20 protein-coding genes are annotated in these 23691 nt (G+C 50.7%); 8 read left to right on the top strand and 12 right to left on the bottom strand.

What is annotated here, in order from left to right:
- Positions 1 to 215 precede the first annotated feature (215 nt).
- Positions 216 to 2021 carry a translational GTPase TypA gene (gene typA / locus IMY23_RS09760; RefSeq protein ID WP_192821901.1) on the bottom strand — a complete coding sequence of 602 codons (1806 nt, stop codon included), beginning with the start codon at positions 2019 to 2021 and terminating at the stop codon, positions 216 to 218.
- Between the two features lie 221 nt (positions 2022 to 2242).
- Between typA and msrB the strand changes: the two genes are divergently transcribed.
- The 6 genes from msrB to IMY23_RS09730 all read left to right on the top strand — a co-directional run bounded on the left by msrB (position 2243) and on the right by IMY23_RS09730 (position 8686).
- Positions 2243 to 2785, top strand: a complete 543-nt coding sequence (gene msrB, locus IMY23_RS09755; RefSeq protein ID WP_192821900.1) for a peptide-methionine (R)-S-oxide reductase MsrB — start codon at positions 2243 to 2245, stop codon at positions 2783 to 2785.
- A 215-nt stretch (positions 2786 to 3000) separates the two neighbouring features.
- Entirely contained in the window at positions 3001 to 3783 is a 783-nt protein-coding gene (locus IMY23_RS09750; protein WP_192821899.1) for a DUF3050 domain-containing protein, read from the top strand.
- Positions 3784 to 3846: 63 nt separating this feature from the next.
- Entirely contained in the window at positions 3847 to 4158 is a 312-nt protein-coding gene (locus IMY23_RS09745) for a hypothetical protein (RefSeq protein WP_192821898.1), read from the top strand.
- 82 nt (positions 4159 to 4240) lie between these two features.
- On the top strand, positions 4241 to 4519 hold the full coding sequence (locus tag IMY23_RS09740; RefSeq protein WP_192821897.1) for a hypothetical protein: 279 nt from the start codon (positions 4241 to 4243) through the stop codon (positions 4517 to 4519).
- Positions 4520 to 5176: 657 nt separating this feature from the next.
- On the top strand, positions 5177 to 7222 hold the full coding sequence (gene metG / locus IMY23_RS09735) for a methionine--tRNA ligase (protein WP_192821896.1): 2046 nt from the start codon (positions 5177 to 5179) through the stop codon (positions 7220 to 7222).
- Positions 7223 to 7558: 336 nt separating this feature from the next.
- Positions 7559 to 8686 (top strand): acyltransferase, encoded by a 1128-nt coding sequence (locus IMY23_RS09730; protein WP_192821895.1) that lies wholly within the window; start codon positions 7559 to 7561, stop codon positions 8684 to 8686.
- Between the two features lie 168 nt (positions 8687 to 8854).
- Here the strand turns inward: IMY23_RS09730 and IMY23_RS09725 are convergent, their stop codons facing one another.
- From IMY23_RS09725 to pth, 5 genes are all read right to left on the bottom strand, one after another.
- Positions 8855 to 9859, bottom strand: a complete 1005-nt coding sequence (locus IMY23_RS09725; protein WP_192821894.1) for a phytanoyl-CoA dioxygenase family protein — start codon at positions 9857 to 9859, stop codon at positions 8855 to 8857.
- 213 nt (positions 9860 to 10072) lie between these two features.
- Positions 10073 to 11167 carry a lactonase family protein gene (locus tag IMY23_RS09720; RefSeq protein ID WP_192821893.1) on the bottom strand — a complete coding sequence of 365 codons (1095 nt, stop codon included), beginning with the start codon at positions 11165 to 11167 and terminating at the stop codon, positions 10073 to 10075.
- A 244-nt stretch (positions 11168 to 11411) separates the two neighbouring features.
- Positions 11412 to 12020, bottom strand: a complete 609-nt coding sequence (locus IMY23_RS09715; RefSeq protein WP_225986469.1) for a transposase — start codon at positions 12018 to 12020, stop codon at positions 11412 to 11414.
- Between the two features lie 140 nt (positions 12021 to 12160).
- Positions 12161 to 13375 carry an MFS transporter gene (locus IMY23_RS09710; RefSeq protein WP_192821892.1) on the bottom strand — a complete coding sequence of 405 codons (1215 nt, stop codon included), beginning with the start codon at positions 13373 to 13375 and terminating at the stop codon, positions 12161 to 12163.
- A 110-nt stretch (positions 13376 to 13485) separates the two neighbouring features.
- Positions 13486 to 14046, bottom strand: a complete 561-nt coding sequence (pth, locus tag IMY23_RS09705; protein ID WP_192823737.1) for an aminoacyl-tRNA hydrolase — start codon at positions 14044 to 14046, stop codon at positions 13486 to 13488.
- A 405-nt stretch (positions 14047 to 14451) separates the two neighbouring features.
- On the opposite strand from pth, the gene IMY23_RS09700 reads away from it, so the two are divergent.
- Complete coding sequence (locus IMY23_RS09700; protein WP_192821891.1) at positions 14452 to 15834, top strand: T9SS type A sorting domain-containing protein; 1383 nt, start codon at positions 14452 to 14454, stop codon at positions 15832 to 15834.
- Positions 15835 to 16058: 224 nt separating this feature from the next.
- Here IMY23_RS09700 and IMY23_RS09695 read toward each other — a convergent pair whose 3' ends face one another.
- From IMY23_RS09695 to IMY23_RS09670, 6 genes are all read right to left on the bottom strand, one after another.
- A complete protein-coding gene (locus IMY23_RS09695) occupies positions 16059 to 17186 on the bottom strand; it encodes a PLP-dependent aspartate aminotransferase family protein (RefSeq protein WP_192821890.1) in 1128 nt (375 codons plus the stop codon).
- A 105-nt stretch (positions 17187 to 17291) separates the two neighbouring features.
- Positions 17292 to 17852: a hypothetical protein gene (locus IMY23_RS09690; protein WP_192821889.1), complete on the bottom strand. Its 561-nt coding sequence runs from the start codon at positions 17850 to 17852 to the stop codon at positions 17292 to 17294.
- Between the two features lie 153 nt (positions 17853 to 18005).
- The gene (atpC, locus tag IMY23_RS09685; RefSeq protein ID WP_192821888.1) at positions 18006 to 18254 is read right to left on the bottom strand and encodes an ATP synthase F1 subunit epsilon; all 249 of its coding nucleotides are present in this window, start codon (positions 18252 to 18254) and stop codon (positions 18006 to 18008) included.
- 70 nt (positions 18255 to 18324) lie between these two features.
- Positions 18325 to 19830 carry a F0F1 ATP synthase subunit beta gene (atpD, locus tag IMY23_RS09680; protein WP_192821887.1) on the bottom strand — a complete coding sequence of 502 codons (1506 nt, stop codon included), beginning with the start codon at positions 19828 to 19830 and terminating at the stop codon, positions 18325 to 18327.
- Between the two features lie 219 nt (positions 19831 to 20049).
- Positions 20050 to 20289, bottom strand: a complete 240-nt coding sequence (locus IMY23_RS09675; RefSeq protein WP_192821886.1) for a hypothetical protein — start codon at positions 20287 to 20289, stop codon at positions 20050 to 20052.
- The gene (locus IMY23_RS09670) at positions 20282 to 20695 is read right to left on the bottom strand and encodes a hypothetical protein (protein WP_192821885.1); all 414 of its coding nucleotides are present in this window, start codon (positions 20693 to 20695) and stop codon (positions 20282 to 20284) included. Before IMY23_RS09670 ends, IMY23_RS09675 begins: the two co-directional genes overlap by 8 nt.
- 682 nt (positions 20696 to 21377) lie before the next feature.
- Between IMY23_RS09670 and purL the strand changes: the two genes are divergently transcribed.
- A complete protein-coding gene (purL, locus tag IMY23_RS09665; RefSeq protein WP_192821884.1) occupies positions 21378 to 23600 on the top strand; it encodes a phosphoribosylformylglycinamidine synthase subunit PurL in 2223 nt (740 codons plus the stop codon).
- Positions 23601 to 23691: the final 91 nt, after the last annotated feature.

Raw genomic sequence — 23691 nt, 5'->3', positions numbered from 1 at the left:
GCGTGCGCAGCTCCTACGAGTGTCTGTGCCCAATGCCGGTGCTGAAGCATCAAATCCAAATAAATTCAGACCCTCATCTAAAACCTCTATCCCAGAGGGAGAAGGAATTGCGCTTTCCCGTTTTTAGCTTCATTTCCGGAAATGAGCCCGAAAACGGAAGCCAACAAAAAAGCCCGACCAATTGGCCGGGCTTTTTTGTAAATGTATTGTTTCAATTAACCTTGGGAGTTGCCGAAGCGCTTGCGCTCGTTCTCGTCCAGGTAAATCTTACGCATTCTAATGCTCTTAGGCGTGATCTCCAGCAATTCATCCTTCTGGATGTATTCCATGGCTTCTTCCAGAGAGAACTGTTTCTTAGGAACAATCTTCACGTTGTTGTCAGAACCAGAGGCACGCATGTTGGTCAACTGCTTTCCTTTCTGGATGTTCACGGTCAGGTCATTCTGGCGAGAGTGCTCCCCAATTACCATACCCATGTACACATCTTCGCCCGGATCAACAAAGAACACGCCTCTGTCTTGCAGTTTGTCAATAGAATAAGCCGTTCCCGGACCAGTTTCCATAGCGATCAACGAACCGTTGATACGGCCTGGGATAGCGCCTTTGAAAGGCTCGTAGCTGATGAAACGGTGGTTCATGATGGCTTCACCGGCGGTGGCCGTCAAGACATTGTTACGCAGACCAATCAAACCACGGGCCGGAATGTTGAACTCCAAATGCTGAAGATCGCCTTTGGGCTCCATAATGGTCAGGTCACCTTTACGCTGGGTTACCAATTCAATCACTTTACCGGCAGATTCCTCAGGAACGTCTACCACTAAGTGCTCCATTGGCTCATGCTTCTGGCCGTCAATTTCTTTGAAGATAACCTGCGGCTGGCCTACCTGTAATTCGTAGCCTTCGCGGCGCATGGTTTCAATGAGTACAGACAAATGGAGAATACCACGGCCGTACACCAGGAACGTATCTTCTTTGTCAGTTTCGTCAACTCTAAGGGCCAGGTTTTTCTCCATCTCCTTGAACAGACGGTCACGTAAGTGGCGCGATGTCACAAATTTGCCCTCTTTTCCGAAGAAAGGAGAGTTGTTGATGGTGAACAGCATGTTCATGGTTGGCTCATCAATAGAGATGCGCTCCAACGGCTCTGGGTTTTCAAAATCAGCAAGCGTGTCGCCAATCTCGAAGCCTTCAATACCGGTTACGGCACAGATTTCGCCGGCAGAAACAGATTCTACCTTTACGCGGCCCAGGCCTTCAAACACCTGTAATTCTTTGATTTTCACTTTCTTGATAGAGCCGTCACGCTTGCAAAGGCTCATGTTGGCGCCTTCCTGCAAGGTTCCGCGTTTCACGCGACCAATAGCAATACGACCCACAAAAGAAGAGTAGTCCAAAGACGTGATTTGCATCTGCGGCGTGCCTTCTTCAGAAGGAGCCGGAGGAATTACGTCAATGATAGCATCCAATAAAGGAATGATATTGTCAGTGGGTTTCTGCCAGTCGGTGCTCATCCAGCCGTGCTTGCTGGAACCATAGATGGTCACAAAGTCCAGTTGGTCTTCGGTGGCATCTAAGTTGAACATGAGGTCAAATACCATTTCATGTACTTCGTCTGGGCGGCAGTTTTCTTTGTCTACCTTGTTCACCACCACAATTGGCTTCAAGCCTAACTGGATAGCTTTGCCTAGCACAAAACGGGTCTGGGGCATGGGGCCTTCAAAGGCATCTACCAACAGAAGAACACCGTCGGCCATTTTGAGCACGCGCTCCACTTCTCCTCCAAAGTCGGCGTGACCAGGCGTGTCAATGATGTTAATTTTAACACCGTTGTAACGAACCGATACGTTCTTGGAAACGATAGTGATGCCGCGTTCCCGCTCCAGGTCATTGTTGTCCAGGATTAAGTCGTCGAACTGTTGGTGGGCGTCAAAAATTTTTGAGGCGTGGATGATTTTGTCTACCAGCGTGGTCTTACCGTGGTCCACGTGGGCAATAATCGCGATGTTGCGGATACTTTGCATTCAGAGGTTGTTTTCAGCCCGCAAAGGTAAAGGTTTTCTTAGACTTTTTTAAGTTTTAATTTAAAATAGCCTTCTGCCCAAACAGTTACAGACCTGGTGTTGTTAGAGTGGCAACAGCTTTGGTGCCCAGGAAGTTCCTGCAGAGGCCTTGGGGCGGGGGCGTACATCCGCCCAAGGCGTTTTCTGCGTATGTGTTCCCAATGAAAATAGATGAGCAATCCATGAAAAAAATAAACGTAGTGGCCGGTCTGTTCCTGAGTTTATGGCTGGTTTCGGCCTGCGCCCAGAAAGATGCCGGCACCACCGCCGCCACCGGCGACAGCGCTTTGTCGGCGGCCCGCACCCGCGCGCTCAACCGCACCACTTTTGGAGATACTTTGGTGAAAACCGATGCCGAGTGGAAGAAAATCCTGACGTCTGAGCAATACTATGTGCTCCGCGAAAAAGGAACCGAGCGCGCCGGCTCTGGCCAGTACAACAAACACAAGGAGAAAGGCACCTACACCTGCGCCGCCTGCGGGCACCCGCTGTTCAGTTCGCAGACCAAGTTTGAGAGCGGCACCGGCTGGCCCAGTTTCTGGCAACCTCTCAACTCCACCGCCGTGCAGGAAGTGCCCGATGACAGCGACGGCATGCTGCGCACCGAGGTGCTCTGCATTAAGTGCGGCGGCCACCTGGGCCATGTGTTTGATGACGGTCCCAAGCCCACCGGCCTGCGCTATTGCCTCAACTCCGTGGCGCTTAATTTCGTGAAAAACCAATAACCTGTTTTCGGCTCCGTTTCCAGAAATGAGGCTAAAAACGGAAACCGGCTTTTGGCGTATGGTATCTTCCCGGCGGCCGCTGCTATCCAGTGACCGCGGGGAGGTGCACACCGGCTGGTAGAAGTGAAATCTCCGGCTTTCTGTGTATCTTTAGAGTACACAACCCAAGACCGGCACTCTGCCCTTGAGAGGCTTGGTCCCAGAGCCCTACCGCCATGCCTATCTGTGTTGAAAAAATTGACTGGTTGCAGCAAGAACTGCGGCCCCACCGCCAGGCCCTCATGCAGCACGCGCTGTACCAGAACGTGGCTGCGCTGGCAGATTTGCGCGTGTTCATGGAGCACCATGTGTTTGCCGTCTGGGACTTTATGAGTTTGCTCAAGAGCCTGCAGCGCCACCTCACCTGCGTAGACGTTCCCTGGACTCCGCACGGCCACCCCGCCAACCGCCGCCTCATCAACGCCATTGTGCTGGAGGAAGAGACAGACGTTGACGTGAACGGCGAGCCCATCAGCCATTTTGAGCTGTACGTGCGGGCCATGGAAGAATGCGGCGCCGACACCGTCCTCATAAAGGAGTTTATAGCGGGCCTGCAAAACGGGAAGGCGGTCTACACCATGCTAGAAGATCTGCCGGTGCCGGGCAAGGTGCAGGACTTCGTGAAACATACCTTCCAGACCATTAACAGCGGGCAGCCGCACCGCATTGCCGCCGCCTTCACCTTCGGGCGCGAAGACGTCATCCCCGGCATGTTCCGGTGCCTCATTTCAGACATCAGCCAGCGTTACCCCGGCACCCTTGACACCTACCAATACTATATTGAACGCCACATTCATTTAGACGAAGAAGTGCATTCGCCGCTGGCCATGCACATGGTGTCTGTGCTTTGCGGAAATGATGACCAGAAATGGGACGAGTGCCGTGAGGAAGCCATTGCCTGCTACCGCCAGCGCCTGCACCTCTGGGACGGCATTCTGGCCAACCTGCAGCACCGCTAGCCGGGCAAATCTTTTGCCTTAGTCTTGCCGTACACCAAAGCCACGAACTTAACCTACAAGACTATGGATTTGGAAAACCTGAGCTCCAACAGCGCCAACATAGAGAACACCGGCCTTCTCATTCTCAAAGCCTTCAAAGAAAAAGGCACCCAAGCCGAAGAAGTGTTGGCCTGGACCGAGATTTACCCGTTCCTGCACCAGGAAGACGAGAAATACCACTACAAAGACGTGCAGCAGCGCGCCGAGGAACATTTAAGAAACCAAGGCTACGCCACCCCAGACCCCGCCGGCTTGCGCCTGACCCCCGTGGGCTACAAAGCCGTGCAGGAATTAGACGGCCAAGACCTGAGTCAAAGCAACGTCTATGAACAATAAGATGAAAACGATGCAAACGTTTTGGGAAAGTGGAGCAGGAGCGAGGCGAAGAACGTTTGCAACGCTTTCAATTATCATCACCATGGGGTTAGCGGTAAGTTGCACCTCATCAAGAGACAGCCCAGCCCTGGAGACCACTGAGCCGCAGCGCTCCTATCGGCCAACGCCCACGTCCCGGGACATGAACAACCAGTCCAGCACCACCAACCGCAAGGTCAACATTGAGGAACGCCCCAATGACCCCGCCAACCAGCCGCCCGAGGTCCGTTCCCAGCGCGTCTTGCCCGGCCGCCAGCCCGTGGTGGTAGATACAACCAGCACTCGTGCCCGCCGTGACACCACGCACCGGAAAAAGCAATAACATAAAATCCTGTTTTCAGGCTCATTTTTGGAAATGAAGCCGAAAATAGGATGATTGCGACAAAGCATTGCAGACCTCACAGGTTTTTAAAACCTGTTAGGTCTTTCCGTTTCTTAACCTTTTCTGTTTTGCGCGTATTCCGTCCCCCTTTGAAGGGGGTAGGGGGATGATAAAGCCAGGAGGAAGCACTCCCAGCCAAAGCAATGAAACTATAGCTACCGCAAGTTTAGCGTAAGCGTAACTTGTGGTTACCTACATAGTGAGTTTAGCAACTCACGTCAGTTGATAAACTGACCAAGTGTATTCCCACAAGTTACGCAGTCGCTAAACTTGCGGTAGAAATCACAAATGAATAATCTACTCAAGCCATCATCCCCCAACCCCCTTCAAAGGGGGACGAAATGCGTGGTTGCTCCATGATTCAAGAAATAGAAATTTCCGTTTCCGGGCTCATTTTCAGAAACGAAGTCAAAAACAGTAAACCGTAAAAATTCACATATCACTTCAGACCTCACAGGTTTTTAAAAACTGTGAGGTCTTTCTGCTTCTTATCCGTTTTCGGCCTCATTTCCAAAAACAAGCCCTAAAACGGCAGCCCTTTACTTCCTGAAAGCGTAGCCTACTATTTTACTATATTTGCAGCACAACCCGTTTTCCATGGCAGATTCCACCTACCCTCAAAGATATACCCTTACCGCCGCGCTTCCTTACGCCAACGGCCCTGTGCACATCGGGCATTTGGCCGGCGTGTACATTCCGGCAGACATTTACGCGCGGTATTTGCGTTCGCGCGGGCGCGATGTCAAGTTTGTCTGCGGCTCAGATGAGCATGGCGTGCCCATCACCATCAGGGCCAAGAAAGAAGGCATTACGCCGCAGCAGGCCGTTGACAAGTACCACGAGCTCATCAAGCAGAGCTTCGCTGATTTCAATATCTCCTTCGATATTTATTCGCGCACCTCGTCCAAGACGCACGCCGAGGTTTCCTCCGGGTTTTTCCTGAAACTCTACAATGAAGGCAAGTTCATAGAGCAGACCACCCAGCAGTATTTTGACGAGAAAGCGCAGCAATTTCTGGCCGACCGCTACATTGTAGGCACCTGCCCCAAGTGCGGAAATGACGGCGCCTATGGCGACCAATGCGAAAGCTGCGGCACCTCCCTGAGCGCCACTGACCTGATTAATCCCAAAAGTACGCTCAGCGGTGAGCAGCCCGTCATGCGCGAAACCAAGCACTGGTATTTGCCGCTGGACCAATACGAGGCCTGGCTGCGTGAGTGGATTGTAGACGGCCACAAGCAAGACTGGAAAACCAACGTGTACGGCCAGTGCAAAAGCTGGATTGACCAAGGCCTGCAGCCCCGCGCCGTGACCCGTGACTTGGACTGGGGCGTGCCCGTGCCCGTAGCTGGTGCCGAAGGAAAAGTGCTCTACGTCTGGTTTGACGCACCCATCGGTTACATCTCGGCCACCAAAGATTTGACTCCGGATTGGGAACTGTACTGGAAAGACCAAGGCACCAAGTTGGTCCACTTTATCGGAAAGGATAATATTGTCTTCCACTGCATTATTTTCCCGGCTATGCTCAAGGCCCACGGCGATTATGTGCTGCCCGACAACGTGCCCGCCAACGAATTCCTGAACCTGGAAGGCAACAAAATCTCCACCTCGCGCAACTGGGCCGTGTGGTTGCATGAATATTTAGAGGCGCTTCCCGGTAAAGCCGATGTGCTCCGCTACGTGCTCTGCGCCAATGCGCCAGAGACCAAAGACAATGACTTCACCTGGAAAGATTTTCAGGCCAGAAACAACAATGAACTGCTCGCCATCTTCGGGAATTTCATCAACCGCGCGGTGGTGCTCACGCATAAATATTACCAGGGCGCCGTTCCGAAACGCGGCGAACTGACCCAGTTTGACCAGGAAGTGCTGGCGCAGCTGGCCGGTTTCCCGGAGAAAATTGCCGCCTCGCTGGAACTGTACCGTTTCAAGGAAGCCTTGGGCGAATTAATGAACCTGGCCCGCCTAGGCAACAAATACCTGGCCGATACTGAGCCCTGGAAATTGATCAAGACCGATGCCGCGCGCGTGGAAACCATTATGAACATCTCCTTGCAGATTTCGGCGAGCCTGGCTATTCTGTCAGAACCGTTCCTGCCGGAGACTTCGGCTAAATTGGCAGCTATGTTGAATTACACCGCCGGAAAATGGGACGTTGCCGGTTCACCGGATTTGCTTCCAGCCGAACACACCATCGGTGAAGCCGCGCTGTTATTTGAGAAGATTGAAGACGCTGTGATTGAAGCCCAGGTGCAGAAACTACTGGATACCAAAAAGGAAAACGAACTGGCCAACGCCGTGGCCGCGCCCGCCAAAGAAGACATCTCGTTTGAAGATTTTTCCAAGATTGACATCCGCATTGGGACCATTCTGGAAGCCGAAAAAGTGGCCAAAACCAAGAAACTTCTGAAGCTGAAAGTAGATACCGGCTTGGACCAACGCACCATCGTGAGCGGCATCGCCGAGCACTTCAACCCTGAGGAAATCATCGGGCAGCAAGTGTCTGTCTTAGTGAACCTTGCCCCGCGCGAAATCAAAGGCATTGTTAGCCAGGGCATGTTGTTGATGGCCGAGAACGCAGATGGAAGTTTGGCGTTTATGCAACCGTCCAAGCCCGTGGTGAACGGGGGAGGCGTGAGTTAATTAGGAATTGAGAATTAGGAATTAAGAATTGGACAAAGTGGGATTTTTCTGAAATTTTTCCTGTTTCTTATTGGTAAGCTGGAAGGATTTTTCCTGCTTTTGTCAATTTTCTCTCTTTTGTCATCCTGAAAGGATCTTGTTGGCGAGCTAGAAAGGCATAGTAGTAAACGCTATGACAGCTTGCCCACAAGATCCTTTCAGGATGACAAAGTGTGTGGAGTTCGAATTAGTAATCCAGGCTTTCCTGTTTTGGGGCTCGTTTTCAGAAATGAGCCCCAAAACAGGAATTTTCAATTCAAGAAAGCAATCCATAAAAGAGAAAAGCCAGCCGATTGTATGAACCAGACTATTTCTGAGCAGGTCCCGGCGGTTAAATTCTTGCTTCTTCAGGTATTGCGGGGCGTTGCCGTGGTACTGGTGGTTCATTTCCATGCCATAGAGGCACAAACGCTGTACCTAGACTCTTCCAACCACTCTTGGCAAGAGGGTTTTGTGCATTTGAAAACCTTCGGGGCCGTGGGGGTTGACCTGTTCTTTGTGATCAGTGGGTTCATCATTGTCTACACCTCCAGGCGGTATTTGCAGCGGGGAGCCGGCGGGGAATTCTTTTTGAAACGATTGCTTAGGATTGTGCCGCTGTATTGGTTGGTCACGGGTCTGGTGCTGGTATCACAATGGGCCTTGAAGCAACCGGTGGCCGGGGTAGAAGTCTGGAAGAGCCTGTTGTTTTTCCCTTTCTTTGATGAAGAGCGGTTCATTATGCCGGTGTTGGCCGTGGGCTGGACGCTTTCGTTCGAACTTCTTTTCTATTTACTGACCGCCTTACTGCTTTTTTCAAAATCGCGCCATTACATGCTGTGGGTTATTCTGCTCCTGCTGCTTGCCATTAGCGCCGGATGGTGGTTTCCCTCCCCAGAATCCTGGTTGGTTTTTGCCACTAACCCCATGTTGTACGAGTTTGTGTATGGCACCGTGATTGGGTTGTTGTACCTTAAAACAAGCCAGCAAAAAGGCTTTACATCTGGGTTATTTCCAAAAAGACTGGTGCTGGTGGGCGCGGTGGGCTTTCTGGCCACTTTACTGGTTGGGTATGAACACATGGGCTTTCTGGCAGCCACGCTCTCTGGCGAAGGCGCTTTTATGCGGGCTTTGCTCTGGGGCTTACCCAGTGCTTTTGTGGTAGCAGGTTGTGTGTTCCTGGAAACCAGCCAGGTAATCACCGTACCCAGATTCCTGCTTGCCCTAGGTGACGCCTCATTTTCAATTTACCTCATGCACACGTTTCCTATCAAAGCCTTAACGGTTTTTTGGAACAAATTTGAACTGCCCTTTTTAGATTGGTTTGTGCTACTGGCCACCCTGCTTTCTGTCTTAGTTGGCTGGTTTTTTCATGTGCTGGTGGAAAGAAGAATGTTAACGTGGGCGAACAGTGTTTTCCTGCCCAAACAGCCATTGTCCAGATAGAATAAATTCTCAAGTAGGGAAGAGAAGTTTCCGTTTTCGGGCTCATTTCTATAATTGAGCCCGAAAACGGAAAAACAAAATGCCTCACAGAGATTATCTGCGAGGCATTTCTGCTTTCTGTCAAGAAAGAACTTTCAGCCTAAATACTAATCACTAAAATCAACCACCTTAATCATCATCGCGCAAACTGAAACTGTGCTGTAGTTCTTCGGGAAGTAGGGCGAGGCGCTGGGTGATTTCATGGTAACAGACCACGTCTTGGCAGAAGTAATGGATCACCATGCTTTTGCGGGTGGCCTGCGGGTTGAGAATGGGCAGGCCGCCGTGCAGCAGGTTGGCATGCCAGACAAAGACATCGCCTTTCTTAGCGTAGAAAATCTGTTGCTCCAGATTGTTTTCATTCACCACTTCCTGCACACGTTTCTCATAGCCGGCGTAGGCGTTGTCGCCGATGCGGTGGGCGGTGCCGCCGTGGTCAAAATTAGGGTTGAGCACGTAGGGAAGTTGGTGGCTGCCGGGGTAATAAAAGAGCGGTCCGTTCTGTGGGGTGATGTCTTCCAGGGCAATCCAGACGGCCACCAGATAGCCCAGCGGATAGGTGGTCATGTGAATGGAATCTGAGTGCGCCTTCTGCTCGCTGCCTTTGAGAAAGTTGATGGTCTGGAACGGCACCACCTTTTTGCCCATGAGAAAGTTGAGGATCTGCAGCAATTGCGGCGTGTACACCACCTGTTTTATGGCCGCAGACTGCCTGAACGCGAACATGATTTTGCGGTTGGTGTAGTTGAAATCCACCTGTTTCTGCTCCAGCAGCAAATCAATTTCCTGGTTCACCAAATCAACGGTTTTATGGTCAAAAAACTTATCCAGAATGAGGTAGCCGTTGGTGGGCCACTGTAAAATCTGCTCTTTTATTTCGGCTGGAAATGTGTCTAATTCTTGAGTTTTCTGCAGTTTAAAAGTTGCGTCTGGCGCATCTAACCATGGCCCTGGCTGCGGCGGAAGTTTCTCAAAGTCAACGCTGGACACAGAAGCATACACCGGTTTCTTCAGCCCGAATTTCTTATACAGCGGGCGATTGTGTTTGAGTTGTTTGAGGTGCAGCAGGTTGTTGAGCACGTACACCGCTTTGAACGTGCGCAGCAGGCCGGTATATTTCTGGAAAAACTTCATGTGGTAAAAGTAGAAGAACTAAGTTAGCTACTTTTTGCCGTTTTCGGGCTCATTTCCAAAAATGGAGTCGAAAACGGGAATTGATTACTACGCATTTCGTCCCCCTTTGAAGGGGGGAGGGGGATGATGACTCATGCTGAGTTTTTTTCCTTTTCGCCTGAAGTTTAGCTCCTGTTTTCGCCTTCATTTCCAAATTTGAGCCCGAAAACGCACTTATAACTTAGGTGTTTCTGGGAAGGCGGGCACCACCTGCACAAACACCGGCGAGGGCACTTCCAGGGAGTTGCCAGTGTAAGTCAGCTTACCGGTTTTGGTGTCTACCTTGAACGTGGTGATGGTACCGGAACGTTGGTTGGCTACCAACAGCGCTTTGCCGCTGGGGCTAAACCCGAAGTTCCTCGGCCAGTTGCCTTCCACAGACACATGCTGCACCAAGGTCATTTTTCCGGTGGCCTCGTCTATTTTGAACACCACCAGGCTGTTGTGGCCGCGGTTGGAGCCGTACACAAAACGCCCGTCTTTGGAGACATGCACATCGGCGCAGAAGCTTTCTCCTTTAAAATCTGAAGGCAATGTAGAGACGGTTTGGTTTTCTGTGAAGGTGCCTTTGGTAGGGTTATAAGAAAGCGAAACCAGCGTGGAGTTCAGTTCATTGATCAGGAAGGCCAGTTTTCCGTTGGGGTGAAAGGTCAAATGCCGGGGCCCGGCGCCTTTGGGCGTCTCAAAGGCAGGGGTGGGCTGGCGCCGCAATTCGCCCATTTCCGGAAGAATTTCATAGGCCACCACCTGGTCAATGCCCAAATCCACGGCCAGCGCAAACTTGTGGGCCGGGTCTGGAATAATGCAGTGCGCGTGCGGACCTTCTTGCTGTTTTTTAGGACCGGAGCCTTTGTGCTGCTGAGCACCTAGTGAATTGGCTAGCTCACCGCCATTCACCGGATAAGCCGTCACGTTGCCGCCTACATAATTGGCCACCAACGCCAAGTTGTTTCTTGAATCTAGACTGATGTAACACGGAGCGCCACCCAGGCTGAGCTGTTGGTTCAGGAAGGTGAGGTTGCCGGTTTTCTGGTCAATAGAGAACACACGCACCGCGCCGGTTTTCTGGCCCTGGAACTCGGTGGTTTCATTCACGGCATAGAGGTGCTTCCGGTCCTCAGAAAGGGCCAGAAAAGAAGGGTTCTCCCCGCCCTTCACCCCGAAGGCCTTGGTCAACTGGCCGGTTTCCTCATTCAGGTGGTAGGCAAAAATACTTTCGGCGTCTGCTTTGGCGTAAGTGCCCACGTACACTAGCATCTCGTTTTTCATTATGCCCTGTTTAACGGATGTACAGCTAGCCAGGGTTAGGCAAAACAAAATTAGGAGGAAGTGTTTCATAAGTTATTTTTATCTAAAAAGCGGCAAGTATCAGAAATGTAGAGACGCAATACCTTGCGTCTCACGCGTGCAGATCCAGAAATTCCCATTCGTGCAGATCCAGAAATTCCAATTCGTGCAGATAAAAACCAGCAATGCGTGAGACGCAAGGTATTGCGTCTCTACAAAGGGAAAATCACATCCACAGGTTTTCTGGATTATTTTTCTCTGCTTCCCATTTTAGAGGGTTGTCGTAAATATAGGCTCTTATGTGTTGTAATTCCTTTTCTGAACGAATGACACGGTCATAAAATCTGCTTTGCCAGGCAAAAGGAATTTGATAGGTAGTGGCATATTTTTTCACAGCGGCTTTAAATCCTCTAATCACAGACGCCAAATTCTGTGATTGCGGACCAAAAGTGTTAGGCTGCCATTGCTGGTAATTAGGTTTGTTCAAAAACAGAATACCATGAAGGTGGTTGGGCATGATAATGAACGCATCTACTTCCACATAAGGCGAAAATTGAGGAATCTGCTGCCAATAGCGGTGCACTAATTCGCCGATGGGCGTGTATTTCATAAACTGAGCAGCAGGTAGATCAAGGGATAAAGCGCTGCTATCTGGGGAAGGCACGATTACCTCGCCAAAGAAGTGTTCCCGGTTTTGGGTGCAGATAGTAATGAAATAAAGACCGGGAGAGCCATAGTCCCATTGCTGGAGACGCGCTGAGGGTATTTTGTAGGTATCCCTGAATTTGTCCATGCCATCATTTCTCTTGTAGAGACGCAATACCTTGCGTCTCACGCATGCCAGATTATACGTATTTCAGCAAACGAAAGAAATTAGAAAATTTTCAGCAACGCGTGAGACGCAAGGTATTGCGTCTCTACAGAATCAGTCCCGTTTTCGGCCTCATTTCTGAAAACGAGCCCGAAAACGGAAAATCAAAACCGACGCACCACCAGGTAAAAGCCCAGCGCCGTCACCAGGCAGAGCGCGGCACCGCCCCACCACAGGGCACCAAACCCCAACGCAGCAATAGTGGTGGTGCCCAGGAACGGACCCAGAATGTGCGCCACCGAGTAAGACAGACTGTACAGCCCCATGTACGCCCCGCGGTTCTGCGGGCCGGAGCGCTGCACGGTGAGCGTGCTCATGAACGGCATGGCCAGCATCTCAGACAAACTCATCAAGAGCACCGACAGCAGCAGAATGCCGAACCCGTGGAACAGGTTAAGAATGGCGAAACCAGCCGCCAGCAAGAGCAAGCCGGCCACAATCATCTTCCAGACCGCAAATTTGTCAGCGATCAAGTACACAATGATCATCTCCAGCAGAAACACCAGCAGCCCGTTAAAGGCCAGCAAACCGCCAATCTGCAGTTCAGAGAGTTGGTACACCTTTCTGTAGTAGAGTGGCATGGTGGAGAAAAACTGGAAAAAAGCCACGGCAAAAAAACAGCACAGCACCGTGAACACCAGAAAAAGCACATCGCGGTAGGGGGAACGAAGGGCCGGGCCTTGCGCCTGGTTTTCTGGGGCAGAAATGGCGGCTACCGAGACGGGTTGGTGACCCTGCCGGTGCCGGAAATAGAAGTAGAAAATGGCCCCGGCAGCTAGGCAAGTGAAACCGTCTGCCATGAAAAGCCATTGGTAAGACACCGTGGCCAGCACGCCGCCCAAGGCCGGCCCAATGGAAAAACCCAGGTTAATGGCCAGTCTGTTCAGTGAGAAGGCGCGCGTCACGTTCTCCGGCCGGGCGTAGGAACTCACAGAGGCTGCGTTGGCGGGCCGAAGGCTTTCAGTGAGCAGACTGAGCACGAAAATGCCGGCCGCAAACCAATGGAACTGCTGCAGCTGCACCATCACAAAAAACCAACTTCCGCCCAGCACCAGACTGAAGAACTGCACCTTGAAATGCCCAATCTTGTCGGTGAGCCAGCCGCCCAGAAACGTGCCGCACACAGAGCCTGCCCCAAAGATGCTCAGGAGCAGACCCGCCTGTTTCAGGCTGAAGCCCATGGACTCAGTGAGGTACACGCTCAGGAACGGCACCACCATGGCCCCGCTTCTATTGATGAACATGACGCCCGCCAGCAACCAAGCCTCTACCGAGAGGCCGCCAAACGCATTGGCGTACAACTTGAAGATCTTGTTCATGCTGCGAAGGGAAAAGCGACGGCGACCCGATTCTGACCTTTGGTGGAGAATAGGCGGGCGAAAAGCGTTTTCGGGCTCTAAATGCTAAACGGAGCCTAAAACAGCCTTGGTTATTTGTTGAAGAAGTTCATGGTGCGCTCCAGGCCATTAGCCCCAAACGAAAGGCACATTTCGGCGGCTTTCTCAATGTGCGTGCTCAGGTCAATTTTTTCGTCTTCTGAGAACGGACTCAAAACATAATCTACTTGTCGGCCCTTAGAAAATTGTGAGTCCACGCCAAACCGAAGCCTTGGGTATTCATTGTTGCCCAGCGTCTGTTCAATGTGTTTGAGGCCGTTGTGCCCGCCCGCGCTGCCCTTCGCCCGCATCCTGAGTTTTCCGTAAGGCAAAGCCAGGTCATCAGTAATCACCAGCATCTGCTCCGCCGGAATCTTGAGGGAGCTCAGCCAGTGCGCCACGGCCTTGCCGCTCAGATTCATGAAGGTGGTGGGTTTTACCAGCGTGAAGTGCTTGCCTTTGTGCTTAAATTCTGTAACGAAGGAATGGCGCCCGGTGTCAAAGGAAACCTCGTGCTTTTTGGCCAGGTAATCCAGCACCATAAAGCCTATGTTGTGCCGCGTCTCCGCATATTCCGGCCCAATGTTGCCCAGGCCCACCAGTAAATATTTCATATCAAGAGAAGTGTCCTCTACCGGTACCGTTTCCTTGTTGCCGGTGAAGAAGCTCATTAAACGTTTGAACATGGGGCAAAGGTAGGGGAATTGTTGATTGCTACTTGTTGATTGCTGTTTCCTTTTTATATAATGTCTTTAGAGCCAGAAAGCACTAATTTTAAGGAAGTATTTTCTGGTGACTTTTAGGATTTGGAGTGATTGGACCCAATGAGTAGGTAACTGAATACCATGGCAGCACCAGAGGTAGGATTTTTTTTATTCTCAGGAAAGTATCTAATTTTAAGTTGTTACGAAAGAATAATGCACCTTTCATAATAGGGTTTTGTTCAGGGGGAGCAATTTGTTTTTCAGTATCAAGTATAATTTTCAAATATTTCAGCAGCCTGTATTTAATAAGATCTAATGAGAAAATCTACAAATAATTTAATTCTGCTATTAATTCTAATATTCCAAACTGGATTCTTGCCCAATCTTGCTACAGGGCAAACAACCAATGCTTGGCGAACAGTAGGACAGCCGGGTTTTTCTAATCGTCCGATAGGTGAAGATGTTTCCATGGCTATAGGGCGGGATGGTACGCCTTATGTGGCTTTCATAGACAACATTAACCTTTCGAACGATGCGACGGTAATGAAATTCAACGGTAGTAACTGGGTCTTGGTGGGTACAAGAGGGTTTATGGTCGGACCGTCATATGGCTTTAAAATAGTGCTAAGCCCCTCAGGCACCCCATATGTTAGTTTTAGGGGCCGTTTCGGCGCTTCAGTCATGAAGTTCAATGGCTCCGAATGGGTTAATGTAGGGGGTGAAAGAATTTCGGCCGGTGCCGTTAATCATATATCCTTGGCCTTTGATTCAAACGAAGTCCCCTATATAGCCTTTCAGGACAATACTTTGGGATATAGGGCCTCAGTCATGAAGTTCAACGGCACATCCTGGGAAGTAGTGGGGAAGGAAGCTTTCTCACCTGGACAGGCATTTGAAACTAACATAGTTATCGGGCCGCAAAATACGCCTTATATCGCTTTCAGGGATGGCAGGACTGACAACTGGACGACTGTAATGAGATTCAACGGCACTGAATGGGTAAACGTGGGGCCGGGTCCTTTCGGGGCTTTTACCTATGCCCCTCAGTTAGTAATTACGGATGCTGGTATACCCTTTGTTGCTTTCAGGGATGGTGATAGAGATGGAAAGGCGTCGGTCATGAAATTTAATGGAACAGGGTGGGAGTACTTTGGACAAAGGGCATTCACAGCAGGCGCGGCCCGATTCCTTTCTTTAGCCCTAGACTTTACCGGCAAACTAGTGATAGGCTTCGCCGATGAGAATTTACAAAGGAAAACTTCTGTAATGCGGTTTAGCGGCACCCGCTGGGAAACTGTAGGGACCCCTGCTTTCTCCGCGGGCGAGGCTATTTATACCTATTTAGCACTTAATCCTTTAACAGGGGAACCTTACATTGCTTATAGTGATGAAACCGAACTGGGTAGGATTACTGTGATGCGCTATGGTCTACCTTCCACGGTCACTAGCCTTAGAGAGGAGGATGCAGCCAACGGCATTGTTTTATCCCCCAACCCCGCCACTCATAATCTTCGGATCCAAGCTCAAGAAACTATAGAGTCTGTTTCCTTGATTAATAATTTGGGGGTAAAAGTACTAAGCCGTAAAGGGGGCAAAAAAGAATTACATCTCAACTTGGAGGGATTAACACCTGGGGTGTACAGTGTTTTGGTTAGTACCAAAGGCAAAACCTTTAACCGACGGGTAATTGTAAGGTAAGGTCTTGGTACAGATGTGTACATTACTGCCTTCAGTAGCTGCACCAAACCTAGGATTCTCCATTTAAAGAAAAATACTACTGCTTTCTACAGCTGTAGAAAGCAGTAGTATTTTTCTTTAAAAAATTAATGGTTATTGTTTTAGTAGTTCTTATTTAATTGGTCTCCTTGTGGGCCAAAGGTTAGCCTAGCCACATGCGTTCAGCCTTTTTATTGCCAGTATATTTAAACCGCTGCCAACGCTTTCCCCAAATCAACCTTCAATCCCTTTACTTCCTCAATACCCACAGACAACCGTATCAAGCCCACGGTAATGCCTAAATTCTCGCGCTGCTCAGCGGTAAGTCCGCGGTGCGAGGTGCCGGCAGGGTAGGAGATAGAAGTAGTCACGCCGGCCAATGACGGCGCGAAGGGAATATGCGTGAGCGCACGCATGAACCGGTTCACGGCCTCCGCCTCATCTGCCAGCCTAAACGACAGCATGCCTCCATAGAGACCGTTGCCTTGGGATTTGGCGAGTTCGTGCTGCGGGTGGTCGGGGAGGCCGGGGTAGAAGACGGCCTGAATTTGTGGTTGCTGCTGGAGCCACTGGGCCAGGGCCAGGGCGTTGGCGCTGTGCTCGCGCATGCGCAGTTTCAGGGTTTTGAGACCGCGTGCGGCCAACCAGCCTTCAAACGGACTCAGGTTCAGGCCCCAGGTGCGCATAATCTGGGCAGCGCGGGTAGCGGTTTCGGCTTCTTTGGTGACCACCACGCCGGCGGTCACGTCACTGTGGCCCGAGAGGTATTTGGTCACGCTATGGATCACCACATCGGCACCCAAACCCAGGGGCCGCGTGATCACCGGAGAGGCGAAGGTGTTGTCGATGACAAGTTTGATGTTTTTCTGCTGGCAGGTCTGGGCTAAGCGCTGCAAATCCATCACCATCATCATGGGGTTGCTGATGGTTTCGGCTAGCAGGAGTTTGGTGTTTTCCTGCACGTAACCTTCCAGGGAGTATATGTCTACGGTAGGCACGTACGTCACCGAAATGCCTACCCGCGTGAGTTCCTGGCTAAGCAGAGACGAAGAACCGCCGTAGATTTCCTCGGCGCACAGCACATGGTCACCAGCCTGTGCATACACCAAAACCGCCGTCAAAATCGCCGACATGCCCGAGGACGTGACCACCGCGCCTGCGCCTTTTTCCAGTTGGTTAATTTCCTGGGCCAGTTCATCGGTGTTGGGGTTGCCGTAGCGCGTGTACATATATTGCGGGCCTGGCTCGGCGAAGTAGTTTTCCAGCGCGTTCAGGTCGTCAAACGTGAACACCGAAGTCTGGTAAATGGGCGTGGTTTTAGGCGATATAGACAAGGGAGGAGAATTAAGAATTGGGAATTAGGAATTAGAAACAAAATCTGCTTGCAACATCTAAGATAACAAACCAAAGGAACTGCCACAGGTTTAGGCGCTCAATTTTTATTTAGGGCGCTCTGCTACGTTGAAGCGCTGCAGCAGCCGAAGGTACCGGGGGCGGTTGTATCGTTGCAGCAGCACGGGATACACATTGAGTAGAATATTCGTGAACCAGAGCCACTTTGCCTGTTTCAAAGAATCTGTCATCACAACGGTGACCACCAGCACTAGCAGAAAAATAAGCGTGTGGCCCGTTTCTGAGACTCTGGTGTTGTATTCCAGTTGTTGCAGTGCGGCGGCATTTGGTTGTACGGTAACTCCTTTGGGCATCATCTTGTCCCAACGTAGCAAGGCCAATAGTTTCCGGTAAGCCAGAACGCCTGCGTATTTGTAAATCTTGCCGTCTTTCTCAAAAGGTTTCGGGAGGAAATAAGACGCGTCCAATTTAGGTAATATGGCACTAACCAGAGAAGTAAACCATGCCATCAGCAAAAAATTAAGCGTCCAGGCGAAGGCGAAACTATGGTAGCCCAGGAATTTGGCCACTCCGAAGCACACCAAGGCTACGCTGCCTGTGGCCAGCAGGCCGGTAAGCCAGATTTTTAGGGAGGACTTCTCTTTCATAAATCAGGCGGTAATTGAAATCTGACTGCTTCTCCAGGTCAAGGTAACTAAAATTCCGTTTTCGGGCTCGTTTCCGGAAATGAGCCCGAAAACGGAGAAAGCCCGCCTTCTTTGCAGAAGAACGGGCTTTCAGAATGAAAAACAGGAAAGTACTTAGGCGGTTACGGCTTCAGCGAGGACAATGATTTTATTGTCTACCACTTCCACCACGCCACCGTCAATCTGAAACACCAGTGGAGTGCCAGAAGTGGGTGTTACCCGCACCGGGCCGTTTCCTAAGGCACTAATCAAAGGGGCGTGGTTGTTGAGAACCTCAAACCCACCGTTAATGCCAGGGAACTGCGCCGACGTGATATCGCCTTCGTACACTCTTTTATCTGGGGTAATGATTTCTAGATACATCTATTAATGTGCTAATTGGCTAATGTGCTAGTGTGCTAATTAAACCATCAGCACATTAGCACATTAAAATTTATTTCGCTTCGGCCATCATTTTCTGACCTTTGGCAACCGCGTCTTCAATGGTACCAACCAAGTTGAAGGCTGCCTCAGGCAGATTGTCATGCTTGCCTTCCATGATCTCGTTGAAGCCACGGATGGTGTCTTTGATGTCAACCAATACACCTTTCAAGCCGGTGAACTGCTCGGCAACGTGGAATGGCTGCGACAAGAAACGCTGTACACGACGTGCTCTTGACACGACTAATTTATCTTCTTCAGATAATTCGTCCATACCCAAGATAGCGATGATGTCTTGCAGTTCTTTGTAACGCTGCAGGATCTCTTTCACGCGCTGGGCAGTGTTGTAGTGCTCTTCGCCTACTACGTCTGCGGTCAAGATACGGGAGGTAGAATCCAGAGGGTCTACCGCAGGGTAGATACCAAGCTCAGAGATTTTACGGGAAAGTACCGTGGTAGCATCTAAGTGAGCAAACGTTGTTGCAGGAGCAGGGTCAGTCAAGTCATCTGCAGGTACGTAAACGGCCTGTACAGACGTAATGGAACCACGCTTAGTTGACGTGATACGCTCTTGCATGGCACCCATTTCAGACGCCAAGGTTGGTTGATACCCCACCGCAGATGGCATACGACCTAAAAGAGCCGACACCTCAGAACCTGCCTGGGTGAAACGGAAGATATTGTCAATAAAGAAAAGGATGTCGCGGCCGGCACCAGTACCGTCGCCGTCACGGAAAGACTCAGCAATGGTCAAACCAGACAAGGCCACACGGGCACGTGCCCCAGGAGGCTCGTTCATCTGACCAAACACGAAAGTTGCCTTAGACTCTTTCAAAGCCTCTTGGTCCACTTTGGATAAATCCCATCCGCCGTGCTCCATAGACTCCATGAACTCGTCACCGTACTTCACAATGCCAGACTCAATCATCTCGCGCAGCAAGTCATTTCCCTCACGGGTACGCTCACCTACACCGGCAAACACAGAAAGACCACCGTGGCCTTTGGCAATGTTGTTGATCAGTTCCTGGATCAATACGGTTTTACCAACTCCCGCACCACCGAACAAACCAATTTTACCACCTTTAGAATAGGGCTCAATCAGGTCAATTACTTTGATACCGGTGTACAAAACTTCAGACGAAGTAGAAAGATCCTCAAAACGCGGGGCGTTTCTGTGAATAGGAAGGTCGTTCTCACTTACTGGCTGCGGAATACCGTCAATGGCATCACCAATCACGTTGAACAGACGGCCTAGCACGTTGTCGCCGGTAGGCATAGAGATAGGAGATGCCAGGTCGGTTACTTCCATGCCGCGGGTCAAGCCCTCAGTTGCGTCCATCGCAATGGTACGTACCCGATCCTCGCCTAAGTGCTGCTGCGTCTCCAGTACCACGCGGGCACCGTTTGACTTCACCACCACCAGGGCATCCATGATTTTGGGCAACTTAGAATTCTCACCCGAGAAGCTTACGTCCACTACGGGCCCGATCACCTGGGTAATTCTGCCAATATTCGCCATTTGGTTGGTTTATAATTATTTATAAAGATACTCACTTCTTTCAGGGTGCAAAACTACGGCATTCTCCTCTGATTTCCATAGAAGTACCAAAAAAGTTTTAGCGAATACGGCCCAACCAAATTTACCGAAGCGCCCGTGCCGTTTTCGGGCTCATTTTCAGAAATGAAGCCAAAAACGGCGCGGGCGCAAAAGAAGCGTAACCAGAAGAAAGTAAACCTGTTAGGCCGCTGACGAAACCTTGCGGGCAGGTGCCAGGTCTTGCAGGAAGTAGTGCGCCCGTTCCCACTCAAACTGGCTGCGCAGGTGAATAAAAATGGTATTCCCGTGCCGCACCATGCGCACATCTTCCAGCAGAGGAGCCAGCCGTTGGTCTTGGGCAGGCAAAGTGCAGGTGAACACCGGGGAGGCAGATTTCAAATAAAACCAGAGGGTAGTGCTAGCCGCTTGCATGTTAGCCATTGTTCAAGGAAAGCTGGAAAAACGATTTCACCCAACCCCACTTAAACCCCAAAATAGCCGCCGCGCGTGACGAGATGGCCGGCTGAAACGTATAGGTTTCTTGGAATTGGTTGGCGGTGGGCACGGCGGTGGTCATGCGTTTCTGGGCTTTTTTCCGGAGTACGCCGCGGTAGCGCAGGTGCCGGTTCACGCGGCCAATAGCCGGGAAAATGCGGCGCACCTGCCGTAGTTCCTGGGCTGTGGTGAGGCGTAGGCAATAATAATTTCCGCAGGGAATGGCGTTGGTGCTGTCCACCAGCCAGGCTATGTAGTCATCGTCTTCCTGTAGCGGTAAAGTAGCAATGGGTTGGAACGAGTTGTAATAGACTACCAGTATTATGTCTTTCTTGTCTGTGGTTACGCGCATAGTGGTACGGTTTTATGTAGAACCTGTGTAATACTACGGCGTCTTCTTCAATCAATCCAGTGCCGGGGTCAGGCTTAACTTAATCATAATCTGTTGGTTACCGTGCTGTAATGTTGGCGTAACAATCTGTTCATTTTAGGCTCCATTTTCAGTTTAGAGCCCAAAAACGGAAAATGTAGCGTCGTTCCGCGAAACGACGTGTCTCTATGCAACTGAAATGTCTCCATTTTAAACAGACCTTACACCAAGGCGGAACAATTGTAAGAATTATTGCAAAGGAAGGTTTTTGTGACAAATGATGATTCATTAATATGCTATTCGGGATTGGTAAATCTGCTGTTCGGGATTTCTAATCCCGAACCACTCTGTCGGGGATTTCCTAATCCCCGTTTTGAGCCAATGTAAAAGCGGGAACACGAAGATTGATAAATCCCGGACAGACTACTTCCGGATTGATAAATCCGAAAGAGCTTTGAAAAGCTGCGAAAACAGTCTTTTGGTGAGATTAGCTGGTTAGCTGTGAAGAACCACGTCTTTCCGCGGGACGACGCTACATTTTTCAATAAATAACGGCTATCGCTTTAAAAGAAAAATCAGCATACTGGTTTGAGCCGAACTTTAACCCCGCGCGTGTCAAAGAAATCTTTATTTTTGCCTTCGTCTTACCAAATCCATATCCGTCTTGGAAACCCAGACCACGCTTACCACCGTTGACACCGCCCAGAAACTGGGTCTCCTCCCCGAAGAATTCGACCGCATCAAAGAAATCCTGGGCCGCACGCCCAACTTCACCGAGCTGAGCATCTTCTCGGTGATGTGGTCTGAGCACTGCTCGTATAAAAACTCCATTGTGTGGCTGAAGACCTTGCCCAAAGACTCGCCGCGCATGCTGGCCAAAGCGGGTGAGGAAAACGCGGGTCTGGTAGATATTGGCGGCGGCTTGGCTTGTTCCTTTAAAATAGAATCACACAACCACCCATCAGCATTGGAGCCGTACCAAGGCGCGGCCACGGGCGTGGGCGGTATTAATAGAGATATCTTTACCATGGGTGCCCGGCCTATTGCGCAGCTCAATTCATTGCGCTTCGGGAATATCAAATCAGAAAAAACCAAAGGTCTTTTAAGAGGTGTGGTCAAAGGAATCGGTGATTACGGCAACGCCTTCGGAATCCCGACGGTGGGCGGCGAGCTATTCTTTGACGAGTGCTACAACATTAACCCGCTGGTGAATGCGTTCTCTGCAGGTATTGTGGAAGTGGGCAAAACGGCCAGCGCTACCTCGCACGGCGTGGGCAATCCGGTGTTCATCATCGGTTCCGCCACCGGCAAAGACGGAATCCATGGCGCAGCCTTCGCCAGTAAAGACATCACCGAAGATTCTGTGAACGACTTGCCGTCTGTACAGGTAGGTGACCCGTTCCAGGAAAAACTCTTATTAGAAGCTACTTTGGAAGTGCTGGCTACCGGAAAAGTGGTAGGCATGCAGGACATGGGCGCGGCTGGCATTACCTGCTCTACTTCTGAAATGAGCGCCAAAGGCGAAAGCGGCATGGAAATCTGGCTGGACAAAGTGCCCACGCGCCAAGCCAACATGCAACCCTTCGAGATTCTGCTTTCTGAAAGCCAGGAGCGTATGCTGGTAGTCATGGAGAAAGGCTCTGAAGACCTGATTCTCCAAATCTGCGACAAATGGGACATGACCTGCGAGCAGATTGGTGTAGTAACCGATACTAAACGCCTACGCTATTATGTGAAAGGCGAATTGGTGGCTGATGTTCCCGCTGATGACCTGGTGCTAGGCGGCGGCGCACCGGTGTACCACAGAGAATACAAAGAGCCCGCCTATTACGCAGAATCCAAGAAATTCACCATCGACTCTATTAAAGAGCCTGCCAATTATAAAGAGATAGCCGAGTTTCTGGCCACGCACCCCAACATTGCCTCCAAGCGCTGGGTGTACAAGCAGTATGACTCCATGATTGGCACGGCCACCTTGACCACCAATCGCCCGGCAGATGCGGCCCTAGTGAAGGTGAAAGGGTCTGATAAAGCCATTGCCATCACCGTGGATTGCAACAGCCGCTACGTAAATGCCGACCCCGAGGAAGGCACCGCCATTGCCGTGGCCGAAGCCGCCCGTAACATTGTCTGCGCCGGCGGCGAGCCTGTGGCCATCACCAACTGTTTGAACTTCGGGAACCCGTACGTGCCGGAAGTCTACTGGCAGTTTGTGGGCGCTATCAAAGGCATGGGCAAAGCCTGCACCGCCTTCGGGACGCCCGTGACCGGCGGTAACGTAAGTTTCTACAACCAGTCTTCAGACGAAGGCCCTGTGTTCCCTACGCCAACCATTGGTATGCTGGGCATTGTGGAAGACAAAACCAAGACCATGACCCTGGCGTTCCAGCAGGAAGGCGATGCCATCTATTTATTAGGTGACCCAGCCAACTGCATCGCATCTAGTGAGTACCTGTATTCCTACCACGGTGTGAAATTGTCGCCGGCCCCCATGTTTGACATGGACAAAGAGCTGTTGCTGCAGAAAACCGTGGCTAGCTTGATTGCTGAAGGCCTAATTCAATCTGCCCATGACTGCGCCGATGGTGGTCTCTACATCACGCTGCTGGAATCTGCCATGCCGAACGACCTCGGTTTTGAGGTGGTCACCGATAAAAATTTCCGGAAAGACGCGTACTTGTTTGGCGAAAGCCAGGGCCGTGTGGTAGTGAGCATTTCTGCCGCACAACAGGAAGCTTTTGAAAAATTGGTATCCGCTAATAACCTGACCCTCACGAAACTTGGCGCCGTGACCGGCCAGAACTGTGTGGTGGACGGCGAGAACTTCCATGCCCTGGCTACTATCAAAAACAGCTATGACACCGCGCTGGAGCGGATTATGGAATAATTTTTCTGAAATTTTTTACCCGGTGCTATTGCGCTGAATAAATTCTTTCCTACCTTTGCATCACCAAACGACGACAACCTGTTTGTCGTGA

Source organism: Rufibacter sp. LB8 (genome assembly GCF_014876185.1).
Lineage (GTDB): Bacteria > Bacteroidota > Bacteroidia > Cytophagales > Hymenobacteraceae > Nibribacter.
The sequence above is the reverse complement of the archived record's forward strand: the minus strand, read 5'-3'. Positions and strand labels throughout refer to the sequence as shown.